The organism is Izhakiella australiensis, from assembly GCF_002006995.1.
GTDB lineage: Bacteria > Pseudomonadota > Gammaproteobacteria > Enterobacterales > Enterobacteriaceae > Izhakiella > Izhakiella australiensis.
The window spans coordinates 674,062-693,432 of sequence record NZ_MRUL01000001.1; the positions used below are offsets into that span (position 1 = coordinate 674,062).

The 19,371-nt window shown below is 48.9% G+C and carries 17 protein-coding genes; 6 read left to right on the forward strand and 11 right to left on the reverse strand.

Translation table 11 applies throughout. The annotated features are described in order from the left end of the window. Positions 1-5: 5 nt before the first annotated feature. The 3 genes from BTJ39_RS03060 to BTJ39_RS03070 are packed head-to-tail and all read right to left on the reverse strand — an operon-like array spanning position 6 to position 2,146. Positions 6-914 (reverse strand): NAD(P)-dependent oxidoreductase, encoded by a 909-nt coding sequence (locus tag BTJ39_RS03060; protein ID WP_078001180.1) that lies wholly within the window; start codon positions 912-914, stop codon positions 6-8. 19 nt (positions 915-933) lie between these two features. Beyond that, positions 934-1,380: a ribose 5-phosphate isomerase B gene (rpiB, locus tag BTJ39_RS03065; RefSeq protein ID WP_078001181.1), complete on the reverse strand. Its 447-nt coding sequence runs from the start codon at positions 1,378-1,380 to the stop codon at positions 934-936. A gap of 10 nt (positions 1,381-1,390) precedes the next feature. Beyond that, positions 1,391-2,146 carry a FadR/GntR family transcriptional regulator gene (locus tag BTJ39_RS03070; RefSeq protein ID WP_078001182.1) on the reverse strand — a complete coding sequence of 252 codons (756 nt, stop codon included), beginning with the start codon at positions 2,144-2,146 and terminating at the stop codon, positions 1,391-1,393. Positions 2,147-2,558: 412 nt separating this feature from the next. Here BTJ39_RS03070 and BTJ39_RS03075 point away from each other — a divergent pair, with 412 nt between their 5' ends. From BTJ39_RS03075 to BTJ39_RS03090, 4 genes are read left to right on the forward strand one after another with little or no spacing between them, the layout of a single operon-like run. Further along, a complete protein-coding gene (locus tag BTJ39_RS03075; RefSeq protein WP_078001183.1) occupies positions 2,559-4,169 on the forward strand; it encodes a PTS sugar transporter in 1,611 nt (536 codons plus the stop codon). Between the two features lie 25 nt (positions 4,170-4,194). Next, positions 4,195-5,034: a beta/alpha barrel domain-containing protein gene (locus BTJ39_RS03080; RefSeq protein ID WP_078001184.1), complete on the forward strand. Its 840-nt coding sequence runs from the start codon at positions 4,195-4,197 to the stop codon at positions 5,032-5,034. 44 nt (positions 5,035-5,078) lie between these two features. Then, on the forward strand, positions 5,079-5,891 hold the full coding sequence (locus BTJ39_RS03085) for a Cof-type HAD-IIB family hydrolase (protein WP_078001185.1): 813 nt from the start codon (positions 5,079-5,081) through the stop codon (positions 5,889-5,891). A 49-nt stretch (positions 5,892-5,940) separates the two neighbouring features. Next, positions 5,941-6,696, forward strand: a complete 756-nt coding sequence (locus tag BTJ39_RS03090; RefSeq protein ID WP_078001186.1) for a DeoR/GlpR family DNA-binding transcription regulator — start codon at positions 5,941-5,943, stop codon at positions 6,694-6,696. Positions 6,697-6,795: 99 nt separating this feature from the next. Here BTJ39_RS03090 and BTJ39_RS03095 read toward each other — a convergent pair whose 3' ends face one another. The 4 genes from BTJ39_RS03095 to BTJ39_RS03110 form a co-directional block, all read right to left on the reverse strand. Continuing rightward, positions 6,796-7,776, reverse strand: coding sequence for a mannonate dehydratase (locus tag BTJ39_RS03095; protein ID WP_078001187.1), 981 nt, complete (start codon positions 7,774-7,776; stop codon positions 6,796-6,798). Positions 7,777-7,931: 155 nt separating this feature from the next. Further along, positions 7,932-9,269 (reverse strand): MFS transporter, encoded by a 1,338-nt coding sequence (locus BTJ39_RS03100; protein ID WP_078001188.1) that lies wholly within the window; start codon positions 9,267-9,269, stop codon positions 7,932-7,934. A gap of 398 nt (positions 9,270-9,667) precedes the next feature. After that, a complete protein-coding gene (locus tag BTJ39_RS03105; RefSeq protein ID WP_078001189.1) occupies positions 9,668-11,011 on the reverse strand; it encodes an MFS transporter in 1,344 nt (447 codons plus the stop codon). Positions 11,012-11,031: 20 nt separating this feature from the next. Continuing rightward, on the reverse strand, positions 11,032-12,546 hold the full coding sequence (locus BTJ39_RS03110) for a sulfatase-like hydrolase/transferase (RefSeq protein ID WP_078001190.1): 1,515 nt from the start codon (positions 12,544-12,546) through the stop codon (positions 11,032-11,034). A gap of 157 nt (positions 12,547-12,703) precedes the next feature. On the opposite strand from BTJ39_RS03110, the gene BTJ39_RS03115 reads away from it, so the two are divergent. Next, positions 12,704-13,627 (forward strand): LysR family transcriptional regulator, encoded by a 924-nt coding sequence (locus BTJ39_RS03115; protein WP_176110183.1) that lies wholly within the window; start codon positions 12,704-12,706, stop codon positions 13,625-13,627. A gap of 103 nt (positions 13,628-13,730) precedes the next feature. On the opposite strand, the gene BTJ39_RS03120 is transcribed toward BTJ39_RS03115, so the two are convergent. The 4 genes from BTJ39_RS03120 to BTJ39_RS03135 all read right to left on the reverse strand — a co-directional run bounded on the left by BTJ39_RS03120 (position 13,731) and on the right by BTJ39_RS03135 (position 18,110). Then, positions 13,731-14,642: a formylglycine-generating enzyme family protein gene (locus BTJ39_RS03120; protein ID WP_198412931.1), complete on the reverse strand. Its 912-nt coding sequence runs from the start codon at positions 14,640-14,642 to the stop codon at positions 13,731-13,733. 670 nt (positions 14,643-15,312) lie between these two features. Next, a complete protein-coding gene (locus tag BTJ39_RS03125) occupies positions 15,313-16,098 on the reverse strand; it encodes a MipA/OmpV family protein (RefSeq protein WP_078001192.1) in 786 nt (261 codons plus the stop codon). Positions 16,099-16,351: 253 nt separating this feature from the next. Next, positions 16,352-17,410: an ATP-binding protein gene (locus tag BTJ39_RS03130; protein WP_078001193.1), complete on the reverse strand. Its 1,059-nt coding sequence runs from the start codon at positions 17,408-17,410 to the stop codon at positions 16,352-16,354. Position 17,411: 1 nt separating this feature from the next. Next, on the reverse strand, positions 17,412-18,110 hold the full coding sequence (locus tag BTJ39_RS03135) for a response regulator (RefSeq protein ID WP_078001194.1): 699 nt from the start codon (positions 18,108-18,110) through the stop codon (positions 17,412-17,414). A 135-nt stretch (positions 18,111-18,245) separates the two neighbouring features. Between BTJ39_RS03135 and BTJ39_RS03140 the strand changes: the two genes are divergently transcribed. Continuing rightward, a complete protein-coding gene (locus BTJ39_RS03140; protein WP_078001195.1) occupies positions 18,246-19,358 on the forward strand; it encodes an efflux RND transporter periplasmic adaptor subunit in 1,113 nt (370 codons plus the stop codon). The last annotated feature ends 13 nt before the right edge of the window (positions 19,359-19,371 follow it).

Below are 19,371 nucleotides of genomic sequence, written 5' to 3' on the forward strand. Positions count from 1 at the left end.
TCCGGTTAATTGGTCGCTGCGGTTTGCTGGCCGGTAAGACGGTCATAAACTTTAAACAGTGCCTGATTACCGTTTGCGCCTTCGCCGTACGCCTGCGCGTTTTGATATTGCGTCGCCACCAGGGCAGTGGCCGGCAGGGGAACCGGATGTTTCTGCGCTGCTTCCAGTACCAGCCGCAGATCTTTCATCATCAGGTCGATACGGAACCCAGCGGAAGCGTCACCTTCGATCATGGCGACACCGAGTTTGTCCAGCATCCAGGACGCGGCTGAACCACCCAGCAGCACTTCGCGCATTTGCGCCAGGTCAATGCCCCAGGCGCGGGCCAGCGCCAGCGCTTCGCAAATTGCCTGAATATTGATGCCGCAGATAAGCTGATTACACAGTTTCACCGTCTGGCCGGCGCCGGATGCGCCGACGTGATTGAGGGTGGTACCCATCGCGCGCAGAAAGGGGTTTGCCCGGGCAAATCCATCGGCTTCGCCGCCGACCATTATCGTCAGGGTGGCGTTTTTCGCGCCGACCGGGCCGCCGGAGACCGGCGCATCGAGCATGGTAACGCCGACGGCGGCCAGCTGCTGACTTAGCCTGCGCGTCGCTTCAGGCGCGATGGTACTCATATCGACATACAGTTTTCCTCGCGGCGGATTGGCCAGCAACCCATCCGGACCCTGTACGATGTCATCAACCTGCGGCGTATCCGGCAGCATGGAGATAACGATATCGGCATCGCTTACCGCGGCAGGGATATCATCGACGATCTCCACGCCGAACGGGCGCAGAGCGTCGCCGGCGCCAGGCACGATGTCAAATGCGCGAACGGTAAAGCCTGCCTGAGCAAGGTTGCGCGCCATCTCGCGCCCCATGACGCCGAGACCAAGAAAGCCGACCACGGCGGAAGTCTGGTTATTCATTGTTATTCCCCTGGTATAATTAATTACGTTGCTCAAGCTGGGACAGTTTTTCCACGCGACGAATGAAATCATCCTCTTCAACAAACTCCGCCTGCAGGAACGCTTCGATTAGATCGCGCGCCAGCCAGGGACCCACGATCTGGGCGCCTATACACATCACGTTAACGTCATCATGCTCAACGGCCTGATGGGCGGAATGTACGTCATGGCAGACGGCGGCGCGGATGCCTTTCACCTTGTTAGAGGCGATAACCGCCCCGACGCCGGTACCGCAGACCAGGATGCCGCGTAGCCCGTCAGTAGCGCGAACTTTTTCGCACAGGGCCCAGGCGATATCCGGAAAATCCACCGGTGCCGGATCGTGGCTGCCAACGTCCTCAACCTGATAGCCGGACTGCTGTAGAAAGCTTGATAATTCCTGCTTGAGATGAAATCCGGCGTGGTCGCTACCAATGACTATCTGCATCTGTTTTTCCTTATGAAGGGTTGTTGTTAGCTAAAGGCGATGCGCCAAGCATGCGGATGGTGGCGCGACGACGAAAATCAGCGCCAATTTCAAAATGGCGTCCCAGCAGTTCGTCCGCTCGCTCTTCGTCGCGTTCGACGATAGCGGCAAAGATGGCGCGGTGATGATCGATGAGAAATTCTTCAATACCTTCCACCTGAATGATTTGCTCGCGCCTGTCGAGATGGGAGCGACGCATCAGCACGCTGATCGATTGGTAAATATTGATCAGCGTTGGCGAGCCTGAGGCGTTAACCATAGTTTCATGGAAGCGGAAGTCGGCGATGCCGCCGGATTCGGGGGTATGAATGGTGTCAACAATATCGCTGATGCAGGCAGCGAGACGATCGTAATCGCTCTGCGTCGCTCGCTGACAGGCAAGGCGCACCGCCTGACGTTCAATGGCGATACGCGCTTGCATCACGTCATCAACCACGTTTGGCTGGTGGGCCAGTACGAAGGTAAAGAACTCGCCGAGCATCGAAACGTCGGGTTTGGTGACCACCGTGCCGACGCCGTGGCGGATCTCTACGGCGCCGATCATCGCCAGCGCCCGCAGGGCTTCGCGTAGTACCGGTCGGCTAACCCCGAGCCTGGCTGACAGTTCGCGCTCCGGCAGCAGGCTGTCGCCGGCTTTTAACTCACCGTTAAGCAACTGCTCCCGCAAAAATTTCACAATCCGGTCATAGCCGCTGCTGCTTTCCGCTTTTTCTCGCCTGATATCCATGGTTTTTCGTTAGTGGTCTTGAGTGGTAATACCAATGGTAGATATGTTGCGAAAACATTAATGTGATGTTGATCGTTTTTTGATCTAAATATTTTTCGCCTTGGGAGAAGGGCGGGGTTCAACGCGTTAGCGGGGTAAATAGCGATGGCTGGCGCATGATCAAAATCACAAAACAACTAAAAACAACATAAAACAATATTTGGTTGTTTTTTGATATAAATATTATGCAATTGATATTTTATTGGTTTTTTATTTTTGTTTTAGTTATTTGGTTGGAATTAAAATCTAAATTATTGTGCGTTGATTAATTTTAAAATAAATATTTTTTGTTGATTTTATTTGTTTTGGTTGTGATTATCTCCAAAACACAAAACAAGCAGTATCAGAACAACATCTTATCTGTGAGGTTTTTATGAAAAAAATAGCCATTATTGGTAGCAGTGGAGGAAATCTTTATAACCTCGGCGGCGCCGACCCGGAGAAGCTACTGGGCGAAATCTATGCTCAGTGTGAGTCAGCGGGGTTTGAAGTGAGCGCCGTTCAGTTCATTGCCGCTGACGCTTCTATGGATAATGCCAGGCCGACTACCGCTGCGGGTGTTTATACCCTGTCGGAAGGGCGTGGAACGAAAGCCAAAAGAACTTACCACGGCAAATTAGCTGATGTTAATGGAGCGGTTAAGGATACGGACGCCAAAATTGCAGAAGATATCCGCAATGGCAACATTGATGGGTTGATTGTGATGAGCGCCGACCCAGGGCGCGCAAATATTGAGGTGTTCAGAGCGGCGGCTGAAACGAAAGTACCGATCGTAGGCACTGGCGGCACCTCAATGGCAATGATTGCGGCATCAGGCGCAAAAGTTGTTGCGACGTCGGGAACCACCGGCACCACCAGCCGCACCCGTGCGGTGTCTTTTGTTGCCTCACTGGCCAAACACTGGGGTATGAAATATCGCCCTGATTTAGGCGGCGCAAGCGCGGCCGGTTCAGGTTCAGGTTCAGGTTCAGGTAAAAGCTTATTTAAGCGCATTAATATCCGCAGCATCATGATCCCGGCATTACCGGGCTTTATCGCGATGGCGATTGTGCTGGCTGCCAGCCATATTCCGGGCCTCGAAAAGCTTAACGACATTTTTGAAATCTTACTGAAAGGGCTCCCCGTTCTGGTCGCTGTGCTGGCGGCAAAGCAGGTTTCAGAACTGGATGAAGTTTCAATCGTATCCGGTATTGTCGCCGGGGTTCTCTCCGTTGAAGGGGGCTTGATCGGCGGCATAATCGGTGGCTTGCTCGCCGGTATCTTTGTTCGCTATCTGTTCGAACTTTGCCTGAACTGGCGATTCCCGATGACCACCGTCAACATTGTAGCCGGCGGAATTTCCGGACTTGCTGCGGGCCTGATTATGCATTACCTGCTCAGCCCGCTGGCGCTGATGGCCGGTGATTACATCAAGCTTGGCATTTCAGCGACGCTTGCTTACAGCCCTATTCTGGCGGGTCTGCTCGCCGGTTTGGTTATCTGGCCTGCAATCCTTGCCGGGGTTTATCACGCGGTTATTCTTCCGCTGGTGCTGCTTGAGATGGAAAAGTCAGGCTTCAGTTTCCTGGGGGCCGTAGATATGGTTGGTCTGGTCATGGTCGCTGCGGGTATCAATCTTGCCAATATTATTGCGCCGCGTGAAAGAAGCGAAGCTGCCGTCGCCACCCCAGGCCTGCTGATTAATCTTGGGTTTGGCACCTTTGTCGAATCGGCTTATCCCTTTATGTTTGCTAATAAAGTTGTCTTCATCTCGGCAATTATATTTTCAGGCTTAGGCGGCATGTTACTGGGTTATTTTAACGTAATGGGCGTGGCCTATGTACCTGCCTTTGTCTCGCCGTTTATGTCAAATAATGCATTAAAGATGGGCATTGTAATGGCAATAGTCATGGTTCTCACCTGTATCGCTACCGTTATTGCAAATCGTTTCAAAGCCATCGTTAAAAATCAGCCGTCACCACAGGTCACTCAGTCAATTAAATAACTCACCAGCCATAAAGAGGTAAATTATGTTTAAAGGTGATATGAATAAAAAGCGCGCCGCAGCCATTTTGAAAGTTAAAGACGCCATTGCGTTACATGGCGGTCAGACAATTTTAAGTACCGGCATTACTGGCGATGATGCGCGTCTTGCAAAAGCGGTTTGTGACGCGGGCGTGAAGCTGCTGGAACCCAACCACCCCGCGTTGGCACTGGCGCGCGGTCACCGTGGCGTAACTAACATGCACGCCGCAGAGCAGATCCGCCATGAGATTTCGAATAGCCAAATGGCAGAAGCCTGCAAGGGTGTGCGTAATGTTGTTGCCGACGATGTATTCATCACCGTTGGTATCTCCGGCGGCTTTACTGAGACGCTGCCAGTTCCGCTGTCTGATGAACACATTCTGGAAATCGCCCGTTCCGGCGCTGACGGCCTGCATACGCATAAGTCTGATTGGGACGATCTGAAGGCATTGGTTGAGCTGGCCCATAAATATGGTCTGACCGTGGATGCCTATATTGGTCATCCTGATGATCTTCACACTTTCGGCCTGCCGGCGCGGACGCCGGAAGAGGTCGCCCAGGTGGCAAAACGTATGCAGGACATTGGCGTAGACATGATCGGTCTGATGACGGGGATGAGTTACGAAGGCGTCGCGGCAGGCGACATTCCGCAGATTATCAAAGATCGCCTGCATGCGCTGGTTAACGCCGTTGAGGTGCCTACGCTGGCTGAAGGCGGCATTAATCTGCGCAATGCTCAGGCATTTCGTGATACCGGCGTCAATATTCTGGTGGTGGGTACGGCTATCGATAACATGGTTCAGGCTGCGGCTAAAGACGCCGTTCTCCCCTTCATTCAGCACTAGCCCTGCGGTCCGGGGGCCGCGGCCCCCTTGGGAGATCAATCATTATGAAGTTGATTGCAATTGATATGGACGGAACATTACTGAATTCCGCTGGCCATATTTCTGCTGAGAATCGGCAGGGACTGGAGGATTTTGTCAGGACATTTAACGGCGTCATTGCGGTTTGCTCAGCCCGTCCTTTAGTGACGCTGTTCAGACTGCTGGCTGACCAGCAGGTACTTCACCTTGTGCGTTACATCGCCGGTTTCAATGGTTGTCAACTTTTTGATAATGAAGAAAATAAGATTGTTTTTGAACGTCTGATGACCTCTGTAGAAGTTTGCGATGTAAATTCAGGGGTCAATTTGAATCACTATGCACACCATTTTTTTACCCGTAATGAAATTAAGCATTCAAACCTCAGCGGAATATCCACGTATTCCCACTACGAAGCCAACGCTTTTGACTTACCGTTGAATTGTTATCCGCTTGCAGAAATTTATAGCTCTTCGGATATCTACAAAATCACCGTGTGCGGTGATGCATCCAGCATTCCACTTTTCCAGCAAATTATTTCGCGTCAATTACCCGATGGGCTTAGCTGTATGGCAACAGGAGAGAACTATATCGATATCCAGCCTTCAGCAATTGATAAAGGGAGCGCCATTGAACGTATTAAAGCCAACCTTAAATTAGCGACAGATGATGTTGTTGCTATTGGCGATCAGCAAAATGATCTGCCCATGTTTAAAGCGGCAGGAACCACCATCGCAATGGATAATGCCGTTCAGATGCTCAAAGATCGGGCTGATATGATAACCTTGCACCACGATCGGCACGGCGTTGCGCACGCTATTCAGCGGTTGCTTTCAAGGTAGCAAAATTGTATCGTCTGAGCGTTGCAACCCGACGAGAGAAGCCCTCTGAATGAATCCAGTTTTAAGGAAAAATTACATACTTGATGCCCTGAAAAAATCAGGGGAAGTCACTGTGATTCGGCTTTCTGAAGAGCTCAATGTCACTTCAGAAACCATCCGACGCGATCTCTCGCAGCTTTCAGATGAAGGGTTGCTAACGAAAATACACGGCGGGGCGCTGAGAAAACAAATTTTTCGTGAGGATAACTTCTCCGAAAGAATGAAATTAATGCGTCCGGCTAAAGAGGTAATTGGTCAGGCTGCTATATCATTAATTTCTGCAAACGATATTATATTTATTGATTCCTGCTCTACTACGCTGATATTTTCTGCGCTTATTCCAGCGCTCCCGCTGACCGTGTTTACTAATTCATCGTTGATTGCTGAAGCAATCAAACAAAATAATCCCTACGCCAGGGTTTACGTTCTTGGCGGTGAATATAATCTTGAGTTCCGGGCAAACTTAGGTGCCGCAGTCATTGAAAAAATAACGGGGATTCGGGCTGATATTTGCTTCCTGGGCGCCGGTGGGATTAGCGAAGCAGGGGGGATACAAGTAAAAAATATTGATGAGGCTTACGTATCGAGAGCGATGATTCGCATGAGTAAGAAGAAAGTCATACTCGCAGATCATACCAAGTTTGGCCAGGAAGGCGTCATGAGCATCGCAGCGATAGAGCAGGTTGATCACATTATCACCGATCCGCATCTCGATACCCAGATATATCGTCCCCACGACTTTCAGAATAAATTCATTATTGCCTGATTTCAGGCGCAGTGTTATTCCCTGATTAACGCCCCTGAACGGAGTGGCCGCCGTTAGCGGCCGTAATCTGCTTATTTCTATGCTGAAAAGATTGCGGGATTATAACTGTCCCGACTTCATTGCCTCCAGAAGTGCGGTAATATATCCATAGCAATAGCCGAAGGCGACACCGACCGGATCGCGGCCAGCGATCGTTGGCACATGATCGGGCATAATCATCCACTTATAGCCTACCTCGCGGTAGACTTTTAATGACTGCACCATATCCATATCTCCTTCGTCAGGGAAACTTTCCATAAAGGAGAGTTTTCCGCCGCGAATATTGCGGAAATGCACGTTGAATATTTTTTCCCGGCGGCCAAACCAGCGAATAATATCATCGATTTCTTCGCGGGGATTATCCAGCATTTCGGCAATCGATCCCTGGCAGAAATTCAGTCCGTGATAGGGGTTTTCACGCATCGTGACAAACTTCTTTAGCCCCTCGACCGTGCCCAGAACGCGCGTCACGCCTTTATAGCCCGGAGGTGTGTATGGATCGTGAGGGTGACAGGCCAGGCGCACGCCGCTGCTTTGCGCGACCGGGATCACCCGTTCGAGAAAATAGTCGATGCGTTCCCAGTTCTCATCCTCAGAAAGCTGACCGGCAAGTCCCGGGGTGGCGTTGTGGTCGGCCTTTTCCCAACGCCAGGCTTCATTAAGTGAACCGCCGCGCCCGCGCTCCATTCCGGTGCGAGGGATGCCGATCAGATTGAGATTATATTTTGCTGCCGGGATACCTGCTTTGCCTATATTTTCAATCATCTGGCAGACTTTATCGATCTGCCGGTCGCGATTGGCGCCAGCCAGTAAAATGTCAGGATAGGGGGCATCTTCAATCGGACGTGAAGACATCGGCAGCTGTATCATGTCCAGAACCAGGCCGAAGCCTTCTACTTTTTCCCGATGGCGCAAGATATCATCCAGCGACCAGCTGGCCGGGTCTCCTTTAGGGTCGGCACAAATATGTTTGATCCCAAGCTGCGCCCATACGCGAAAATCGTCGTCGTCACGGGCTTCAACCTGTGTGCCAATATACATTTTGCCAGTCTCCTTGTGATTTATTGAGCGAATACGCCAGCTTAAGCCGGTGAACCTGCCAGCACCGGCGCTGGCTTTAAGTACGTGCAGAGCCGCGTAAACATCCAGTCATGTGTCGTTGTAACCGTCGTCTGATTGGCTGTCCGCTTTGCTTTTCATACGTGGCGCTTAGCGTTGGTTCTCTCGGGGGCTGAATACTCCGGCTGACCAGGTGTACGGGTTGTTTTGGTAAAAAACAGCGTAATAGCGGCTAAAACCGAAATGGCGCTGAGTATATACAGGCCTGCCGTTGTGCTGCCGGTGGTCTGCTGCAGCACGCCAAAAACCGTCGGCGCAAAGAAGCCACCCAGATTGCCCAATGAGTTAATCAGCGCAATGCCCGGCGCGACGATAGATGTCGGCAGCTGACTTTGCGGTATTGGCCAGAACAGCACGGCGCTGGATTTTGTACCGATACAGACAATGCACAGGGACACTAAACCAAACCACGGATTGTCGATGGTACACAGACAGGTGCCTAGCGCAGCAACAATCAGCGCCAGCGCCAAAATGGTTTCACGATTACCGCGAAAACGATCGCTGACGCGCCCAAGGATATTGATAGAGATGATGGCGCAAATCCAGGGGACTGAATTCAGCAGGCCGATTTGAAATGGCGATAGGCCCTGAATCCGACCGATAATTTCCGGTTGCCAGAACACCAGGGTGTAACCGGTCATGCACATAACAAAGAACAGGAAGCAAAGGTAAGCCATTTTGCCGTCGGTGATCAGCTTCCAACGCGATTTTTCGCCGCTATGCAGATCGCGCGAACTGGCTTCCTCCTGCAATGCCAAACTTAGCGCCTGCTTTTCTTCTGTGCTCAGCCATTTGGCTTCCTCGGGCCTGGATACCAGTATGAAAGCCGCGACAATGCCAACCAGTATCGATAGCGCCCCTTCAATAAACAGTACCCACTGCCAGCCTGGTAATCCCATGAAGTCATGAAGTTCCAGCAGGCCGCCGGTTACCGGCCCCGAGAGCAGATAGGCGGCTGCCGACCCCGTAAGGATCAGCGCGGTAGCGCGTCCGCGGTAAACATTGGGTACCCATTTCCGAAAATAGAACAGGATCCCCGGAAAGAATCCGGCTTCGGCAACGCCGAGTAAAAACCGCAGGATGTAGAATTGCATCGGGGTGGTGACAAAGCCCATGGCTAAAACCACCGCGCCCCAGGTGATCATAATGCGTGTTAACCAGACGCGCGCACCGTATTTATCCATCAACATATTGCTGGGGACTTCAAACAGCGCGTAGCCAATGAAAAACAGCCCTGCGCCGAAGCCAAATGCGGCAGTGCTGATTCCCACGTCTGTTTCAAGACTGTGTTTGATAAATCCGATATTCGTGCGGTCAATTTGGTTAATAATCAACATCAGCACCAGCATCGGAATAGTGCGGGCAAAGAATTTGCGATTAGCACTCCTTACCGCTTTATTTTCATGACCGTTCATAGCGATCCCTTTGTGTTGAAGTTAGGTACCACAGCGCTCCTAAAGTTAAGGTTGAAGCGGAAACTTGTCATTGTGCAGCTGCCTAATTATTGGTCGTTATCAGATCTGGGTTCCAAATTATTTCATTTATTATCAATTAGATAGTTGGTGTGCATATGCATAATTCGGTAAGGCGCAATTATCGAGGTTGTGACAAGTTTGGAGGGTGTCTCACAGTTTACTTTCTGTTGAATTGATTGTTATCCGCTAATCAGATTGAAAATCTGAACAGCTGGCATCAGGGGATATTTATGGAGGGAAATCTGTCACGTGGTGCGGATATCTATGACTGCAATAAATCAGACGCGATAAGATTTTATGTTATCGCGTCCGGGTATCATTAAATATTAGCGCGTGGCTCAGGCATCGTTTCTTTTTCTCAGCCCGGTTTTTGCAGCAAATACCAGCATGGTTAACAGACTGATGGAGAGCATGATGATGTTCACAACTAATCCGGTACCAAAATCACCGGTCAGGTCTTTGACATAGCCCATTGCCGTAGGGCCAAAAAAGCCGCCCAGATTTCCAATGGAGTTGATAACGGCAATACCGCCGGCCGCTGCCGGTCCCACCATAAACAGCGGCGGCACTGACCAGAAGACGGGTAAAACCGCAAACAATCCCGCAGATGCCATCGTTAACCCGACGATGTTCAATAATGCCCCTTTGCTGAAAGCGGTGAGCGTCACTCCCGCAATCGCCAGAATCAGCGGCGCGATAGTATGGAAGACACGTTCATTGTGGCGATCGGAGCGTTTTCCCCACCATAATAGTGCTATCACCGCTGCAATATAAGGGATCACAGAAAGAAAACCGGTGGCAATAAACGAGAATCCGGCGCTTTTAATCAACTGCGGCAGCCAGAAATTGACCGTGGCGTTGGTCATTGAAATTCCCAGAAAGATCAGCGCCAGGCTTAATACGATGGGATGGAAAAAGATGCGCGATACCTGAACGCGGGAGTGGTTTTCACGCTGCTTCAGGTCGACATTAAGCGCATCACGTGCCGCCTGTTTTTCCTGCGAGGTTAGCCACTTCACGTCCTCTATTTTTTCCGGCAGACGGAAGAGCACGAGGATGCCCAGAACAACAGCCGGTAGCGCCTCAATAACAAATAACCATTGCCATCCTTCAAGCCCATGATGGGCGCCTCCGGTAAGAATCAGCCCGGAAACCGGCCCGCCAATTATTGTCGCCAGCGGATTGGATAACAGCAGCAAGCCAATTATTTGTGCCCGGCGTTTATTAGGAAACCATTGGGTTAAATAATAGAGAATTCCCGGATAAAACCCGGCTTCTGCTGCGCCTAAAAGAAAGCGCAGCGCCAGAAACGAATTGGCATCCCAGACAAAAGCCGTACAGGCGGAAAGTATTCCCCAGGTTATCATAATGCGTGCAATCCAGCGGCGGGCGCCAACGCGCGCTAAGATAAGATTGCTTGGTACTTCAAAAATAAAATAACTAATAAAGAAAATACCGCTACCCAGCCCAAAGGCGGTTGCCGATAAGCCGATATCTTCGCGCATGGTCAACGCCGCAAAGCCGACGTTAACCCGGTCAAGAAACGCGGCGAAATAACACAACACTAAAAACGGCAATAACCTTAAAGCAATTTTGTTGAATGTTTTCTTCGTTACTTCGTTTTCGGGTTGTGCATTGGTCGATGATCTGTTCTCAGAGGCCAACGAGGTTTCATGTGACATGATGTTCTACCTTTTTTATTTTAGCCGAAGCCAACGACCTGTCCGGGATCGGACGATGTTGCCAGTGGTGGAAAATGAATGCCGCGCTGACCAGAAAGGCCCCGATTAACCGGCGTGGTCAGTTCAGGTGCTTCACACCCTACGAATGTCCCGTTGTTGATCCATTCCAGATCGCTGCCATAGAGTTCCTGCATAAGCAGTTGTTTAAGCCGACTGAGCACCTCCTGAAAGTCTTGATGGGTATTGAGATTTTTCATTTCGCCAGGATCGCTTTGTAAATCAAAGAGCTGGAAGTGATTTCCTGCGGGGTACCAGATAAGCTTAAAGCGTCCGTCGGTCAGCATTCTTGAGGCCTGAACGCCTTCTAAACTTTCCCCGTACAGCGCATTTCGCCGCTGTTCACCGACCATTGAAATACCGTCACAACTTTCAGGGACCGCGATATCGCACATCGTCAGCAGCGTCGGCATAATGTCCTGCAAACCGACCAGCCGCTGATCTGTGCTGCCGGGCTGGAGGCGTTTTGAACGCGCATAATCCACCAGGATCAGCGGAATTTGCGCAGAGCCCTGATAAAAGTAGCGTTTGGCATACATGCCGTGATCGCCAAGCATATCGCCATGATCGCTGGTAAAGACGATGATGGTGTCATCAAGGACACCTTCTTCGCGCAATGAGCCAATCAGCAGGCGGATCTGATGATCGATATGGGTACATTGGGCATAAAAGGCCCGTCGCATATCGTCATATTGTTCCGGCGGTAACGGCTGTTTTAATCGCTGGTTAAGTGCCAGAGCGTAAGGGAGATCCTCAGCGTTGGACCACTCGCTTTCCAGCGGTTTTCCCACCGTGCGCGTGCGATAGCGTTCAAAATAGCTGGTCAGCGGGACAATTGGAGGATGCGGCTGAGTATAAGATACGTACCAGAAAGAGGGCCGCGTGGGGTCCCGGCGCCGGATGTTTTTTGCGGCGGTTTGCGTTATCCAGTTTGTTACATGCAGATTTTCTGGCAGATGCCAGGTGCGCCAGCTGTATTCGTTATTGCTCATCCCATGCATAAACTGCTGACCAGCCTGTCCTTTTTCCGCCAGGTATATTTCATAATCATCCACCCCGCCTAAATGGCTGCGTCCCTCTTCTGCGATGAATGTCTCTTCGAAGCCAATACGGTCACGCGTAGGATAAACATGAAGTTTTCCTGTTGCCGAGGTTTGATAACCCGCTTTAACAAAGGTACTGGCCAGGGTTGGCATATCCGGCGGCATCGGTAGCGAAGGTTGAAATATGCGATCCCCGTGGGTTTTTGGTGCCGTGCCGGTCATCAGCGTTCTGCGCGCCGGGATACATATCGGGCACTCTGAATAGGCATTAGGAAAATGGACGCCAGAGTGGGCCAGGTTATCAATCGTCGGTGTCTCAATGCTTTGGTTGCCGGCAAAGCCAAACAGGTGGCCAGGCCATTGATCGACGCAGATGAACAGCACATGAGGGCGAAAAGCGCGTTCGCTGGCAGATTTTTCAGTGTTATCACTCATTTTTTTACCTTTAAAATTAAATGGTTGTGAATTTTATTGCCTGCGAAGGTGGTTAATCCCGGAAAAATCTTGTTAATAAACATCATATGTAATAAAAATGATTCTAAAAATTAATGTTACTTATTATTGCTGCTTTAATAACAACCAGGTCACATTTATGGATCAAAAAAGTTTAACGTCATTTGTCGTGCTGGCAGAGGAGCTGCAATTCAGTCGTGCAGCGAAGCGTCTGAACCTGACGCAGTCCGCCCTGAGTCAGCAAATTGCCAGGCTGGAGAAGGAACTGGGGATTGCGCTTTTTGAACGCACCAAGCGCAGTGTGCGCTTATCGGAATGTGGGCATGTGTTCTTACCTGATGCCCAAAAGGTCATTGATGATATTAAACAGGCTTCAGAAACGGCACGGCGCGCCGCCAAAGGGCAGTTGGGTAAAATTGCCGTTGCCTATGTTGATGCCGCCCCATTTAGCCTTCTTTCACCGATAGTTATGCATTTTCGTAAGCTATTTCCTGACGTTGAGCTGGTATTACACGAGATGACATCTGATGAGCAATACAGCGCATTGCTCAATGATCAAATCGATATCGGCCTGCTGCGGCCTCTGTACAAGGCTGAATGGTTGCACACCGCCACGCTGCTCAGGGAGCCTTATGTGGTGGCAATGCATAAAGATCATGAGCTGGCCGGGCAGGACGAGGTTCATATTCGGGCATTAATCCAGCAGAAGTTTCTTTTTACCTCGAAAGCCAAAGCAAAATATATATTTAGCAACTGGAATGAAATATTTTCCCGTCATGGCATGTCACCGAAAGTGGTTCAGGAAGTCAATCAATTACATGCCATGCTCAGCCTGATTGGTGCAGGGATGGGGCTGTCGCTTCTGCCGCTGTCGGTATCGCAAAATAATAACCATGGTGTGGTTTACCGCAACGTAACCGGCATTGATACGCCTTACGCAGAGCTGAATATTTCATGGAAAGAGGGCAGAAACAGTACGCTCGTCAATCATTTTGTCCAGACGGCCAAAAAGGTAAGCGCAAGATTAAGAAAAGAAAATGCGCGAGCCGGATCGGTGGATTAGCGCCAGTTGCCGCACAAATGGCCGGTTTCCAGCGCAATATTGCATCGCAAATTGATAGCGATGCTGGCGATACAACCAGAATCCTCATGCTGGACTATCAATGTCACTCGGGACGTATAATGCACCTGAAGCCAATGTGCGTTGTCGCACTATCGGTTGTCTGCGCATGCCTTGCCGCTGGCCGGTAGCGCTGACAATAATTCGGCGCACATAAGTGCGATCCGCCTTTGAGAACCTTTTGCTGTATATGCCCGGCGCTGACCGGCTTTTTTGCCATACAACAGCTACGTTTCTGAACGGAATGATCGGGTTGCCATTCATCACAGGTCCATTCCCAGACATTCCCTATCATATCGAAAAGTCCATATCCATTAGCCGGGAAACTGCCCACCGCTGAAGTACCATAGTGATGGTTCGCGCCAGCGGCGCCTTTGAATGGAAAATTACCCTGCCAGGTATTCGCCAGTATTTTGCCGCCGGGCTGGAATTCGTCTCCCCAGGCAAATGGCAACCCCTCCAATCCGCCTCTGGCGGCGAATTCCCACTCCGCCTCCGTGGGGAGCGTTTTACCTGCCCAACGGGCATAGGCCATCGCATCATCCCAACAAATCTGGACGACAGGTTTATTATCATCAGCGGGTGTGAGGACGTTTTCGCCGTCCGGGCGGCGCCAGAAAGCACCGGGAACATAAAACCACCAGTCAGAAAAATGCCGTGGGCTGGAGCCTGGCTCCGGGCTTCTGAAAACCAGCGATCCGGGAACAAGTAGTGCCGGATCGGCATCAGGAAACTCCTCTGCCGTCGGTTGCTTCTCAGCGGTAGTGATGTAACCCGTATCCGCCACGAAGTGAGCGAACTGTTTATTGGTGACCGGGGCGATATCAATCCAGAAGCCGCCAACCTTTTCCAGTCTGACCGGGCGCTCTTCCGGATAATGCGAGCTGGACCCCATATGAAATTCACCCGGATTTATCCAGCACATATTGTCGTAGGGATGGGAAACTGCCTTTTTCATAAGTGAATCCTGCGGCTAATAAGCAAAAAAAATTTTTTGCTAAGGTGAGAGGCACCAACGTTCTGTCAGATAACACAGACCTGATAATACGGTTGAGGTACTGAATGACAATAACAAAAAATACCTCAATGGATAATGCTGCCCGGTTTCGCCATCGCGCTTCGGATCGAAACTGGACCTCACCGCCGTTGGAAGGGCGCGCCTCAGGGATGAAACGAGTAATCAAACATTGTTCGCAGGCGCGTTCCGTTCGTCAGAAAGCAGAAGCTTAGCCATAAGGCCTGATGCCGGTCGATTAAGCCCGAAATAGTCGGGTGGACGATCCAGTGGCTGTGCAAGCATTCGTCATCTCTCAGGAGTTACGTTTTTTTTATGCTACCCAGGCAAGCTCTGGATGCCATTCATCCATTCCCGGCGAAAGCGTTTCTGTTTTTCCTGACGTCTGTCTCGTTACTCCCTGTATACATTAGAGGCAATAGGGGATGAATGGAGCATATTAATTTAAGGATTGAATTTTCGTTATTTTAGGGAATGAAAATATAAAATTAGAGCACTTCATATAATAGTTATAGCACTGGCTTGATGATTGAAAGTTAATTATTTAAAGAAAATAAAGCGTATGAATGCCGTTATTCAAACAGGCAAAAGACGACATTCATAAGTGACCAAATTAGAAGGTATAGCCAACGCCAACGGCGGCAATTGAGCCTTCACGCTTTCTTACAATCGGGCCCTTTGAAACGCGACCGCTGAGCCAGCTGTAATTGTAAGTCAAGTTGGTAGACCAGTTACTATTCAATTGATGCGACCAGGTAAGACCCAGGTCTGTTCCATAGAATCCTGCGGAGGTATTATATCGCCGCTTGCCGGAATTGGCGCTTTGTTTTTCACTGACGCCATACCAGGTATTTAGATAGCGGGAATCACCAAAGAGCGCGCTCGCCTGAATAGATATCCAGTCAGATTCACTCTGATAGGGTGTTAATGTTACAGAGGTATTGTAGTTTATTCCCTGGCTATCAGTTAATGGCGCAGAAGCGGCAGCTTCAACAGATGCCCAGTCCGTAATTTCCCATCCCAAAATTAAATTAGTATTTAACGTGGGATTAATTTTTCCCATGCCTTTTAGCTTATCTGAACCGCTGCGATATTTTTTATCATTGTCGTAACGCCCACCATTATAACCCAGGCTGCTAATAAGATATAATCCGCTGTCACTCTCCAGATTGATACCAAGGCCATGTACACTATTAAGGAAAAACTGGTCATAACGTCCGCTGAAATAAGGTGCAACACCCCAGCGTTGTTCATCAGAACCACTGTACTTTGGCGCGGTAACTGCAGCCATTCCGATTGTGAAGCTACGCGCCATACTGTTGTTAATATCTTTGGCGTAGATTGATAATGTCGGAAGCATCAGTAAAGGAAAGGTTGACACTCTAAATGTATTTTTCATGCTGTTACTCCGTTGAGTTTTCAGTGAATTAATTTCAGACTTAATGCACTATGAGTATGCATAAAATATATTGAGGCAGTATCAACGCACTATGGAGATTATGTTGAGAGGGTAATTAATCATAAAAATGATCTGGAGTTTTTTAGCTGGTTCGGGAGTCGGTGATTATTGGGATGTTGTGATTGTAAAATAAACATGCACGTCAGGACATTGCTGTCCTGAATCTGCACAAAGATTAAAATTTAAACGTATATTACTTTGTTGGTAGTTCTATTCTGAAACCAGCGCCACCAAGTTCGCTTTTAAAATAGGCCACGTTACCGCCATGCGCTCTGAGTATGGCGTTAACAACAGCGAGTCCTAAGCCGGAGCCACCATATTCCCGTGAACGTGAATCCTCTGCGCGCCTGAAGGGCTCAAACAGCGTTTGCTGCAATTCCCCTTCAACACCTTTTCCTTCATCTTCAACTGTTATTATGACGCAATCATTTTTCTCAAAAGATGAAATAAGCACAATCCCTGGCTGAGCATATCGGGTTACGTTATCCAGAATAGCTAAAATCGCCTGCCTTATTCTTACCGGATCACATAAAACTGAAATGTTATCAAGCCGGGTTACCGGGCGAATAGACTTCGATGTCAATGCAGGTAATATCGCCTCTATGACGCAAGCAATTTCGGTTTTTATGTTAACCCTGTCTGCTTTAATTGAAAGGTAACCGCTTTCTGCCAAACTGATGGTTCGCAGATCCTCAATAATGCGCGCCAAACCTTCAACCTGTTTAAGCAGATTTTTATACAACTTTTCATCCGGAAAAAAAACACCATCAGACAGCCCCTGTAGACGCCCATGAAGTATAGTTACGGGGGTGCGGAGCTCATGAGCGATGGCTGCATTCCAGGTTTTTATCTCTCCGGATGTGTGCTCAAGCCGTTGAGCCATGGAGTTAAAATCACTAATCAGTTCAGTCGTTTCCTTGATATAAACACTTTCACTCACCGCTCTGGCACTCAGCTCTCCGCTGGAAATTTTTCGTGATGCGTCCGCCAGCGTTAACAATGGATGAATTATTTTCCTGGAGAGCTTTATCGTTGCCAGTGTCGATACAATGAGTGACAGGAGGTTTATGATTACAAATTGGAACCAATCAAATCCGGTCATTGATAAGTCATTGTCTGCACTAACTCTGCCATAGTATTTAACTGCCACCCAGGTCGTTAAATAGTAAACTGAAAAGGCGATGATGGTTGAATAGATTGTCATCTTCATCATCAAAATTATTAATGCACGATTCAGGCTGATTGGCTTCATCTTAAACTCCAAGCCTGTAACCAAATCCGCGGACACTTTCAGGAACACCAGACAGACCCGCGTTTTCAAGTTTTTTTCTTAACTTGCTGATGTGGCTGTCAACTGTTCTTTCAAGCGCATCACTTTCAACAAGGCACAAATCCATAAGTTCATGACGACTAAATACTTTTCTGGGCTGGCGCATGAAGCAAAGTAATAACTTAAATTCGGTTGTTGTTAACTCTCTCCCTACATCGAGCCCCTTACTGTTAATAACTACTCTGTGCTCATCGGGATAAATATCAATTAATTCATTCCGGATGACAGGTACTTCATTTGCGATCACGGTTTTTTTTGTTCTTCTTAGAATCGCTTCTGCTCTGGCCACCAATTCTGGAAGGTTAAAGGGTTTTACGACGTAATCATCAGCGCCAACGCGCAACGCTGCAACTTTATCTGAATCTTCATCATTGGCTGTTAGCACTATTACCGGCGTGTCTCCTCTTTTTCGGATTTCAGTTAATACAACCCATCCATCCATACCGGGCATCCTGATATCTAAAATAACCAATGACGGGATGTTTTTTTCATGATAATCAAGCGCCAGAATACCATTGCTAGCGTGGAGTGTATTAAATCCGCTTTTAATGAAGTATGAGCTAATGATATCGGCTATCTCAGTCTCATCCTCGACGATTAATATTAAGTTTTTATTATTCATTCATCCATCCATCTCTCTGGAAAAAGCATTGCAGTTTGTCTCCACACAAACTCCACAAACCACGCAACATATCGCAATCATCGTGTTTTAGGATAATGCCTGTAATTTAAATGAACTCTATCTGGGAATGATTACATGTGCAACAAGCTAAGTGCTTTTGGTTTTTCATTGATGGTATTAGTCCTTTCTGGTTGCGATGGTCACGATGCTGATAGCTCCTTAGTAGAATTCCCGGCAGCCGTTGTCTCAGCAACTAATATAGAACCTTCTGATATAGCTATAAAAAGCGCCTGGCCTGCACGTATAAGTCCTTTTAAGACAGCTGAAATCAGGCCCCAGGTAGGAGGAATTATTAATGCCCGCTTTTTTGTACAGGGATCAGAAGTACGTTCGGGCCAGCCACTTTTTCAAATCGACAGGAAAGCGTTTGAAGCGGATGTCGAGATGGCTTCTGCGGCACTACAGCGTGCCATGGCATCGCAAATGCAACTCCAGTTGAAAGCGAATCGATTAATTAAACTAAAAAATAGTGGTGCGGTTAGCCTCCAGGCTATTGATGATGCTAAAGCCGAGGCTGCTCAAGCTGCAGCCAGCGTCGCTGAGGCGAAAGCGACCCTTAAGCGTAAGAAATTGGACCTGGCCTACTCGACAGTCAGATCGCCGATTGAAGGCAGAATCGACCAGGCTGTAGTAACTGAAGGGGCGCTTGTGGCCGCTAACAGTACGCAGGCGCTGGCGGTGGTTCAGCAAATTGACCCGGTCTATATTGATGCGCACATCCCGGCATCGGAGCTGAAAAAAATTCAGGGTGGTTCAGCGCATTATTCTCTGTCTCTTTCTCTGGTAAATGATTCCGGTGAAGGTTATGACCTCTTACCCACGCTATTGTTCTCTGGCGTTACGGTAAATAATGAAACCGGTGATGTTTTTCTGCGGGCGCAAGTTAATAATCCAGATGGCGTTCTTATGCCTGGCATGTATGTAAACCTGAAAATCGAAAAAATACTTAAAGAAAAAGGACTGCTGGTTCCCGCTCAGGCAATTCAACGCCGCGGAAAGGAGACCTTTATTTGGTCATTAAATAAAGATGATGTCCCTGAAATTAAAAACGTCACTATCGGTGAAAAAGTTGGCCGTTCATTTTTAGTCAGTGATGGTGTTTCAGCAGGTGAGAGGATCGTCGTTGAAGGACAAGATAAATTACGTGCGGGTCATGCTGTAAAAGTAAACGTCTGGAAAACCACGTAAACCACGTTTAAAA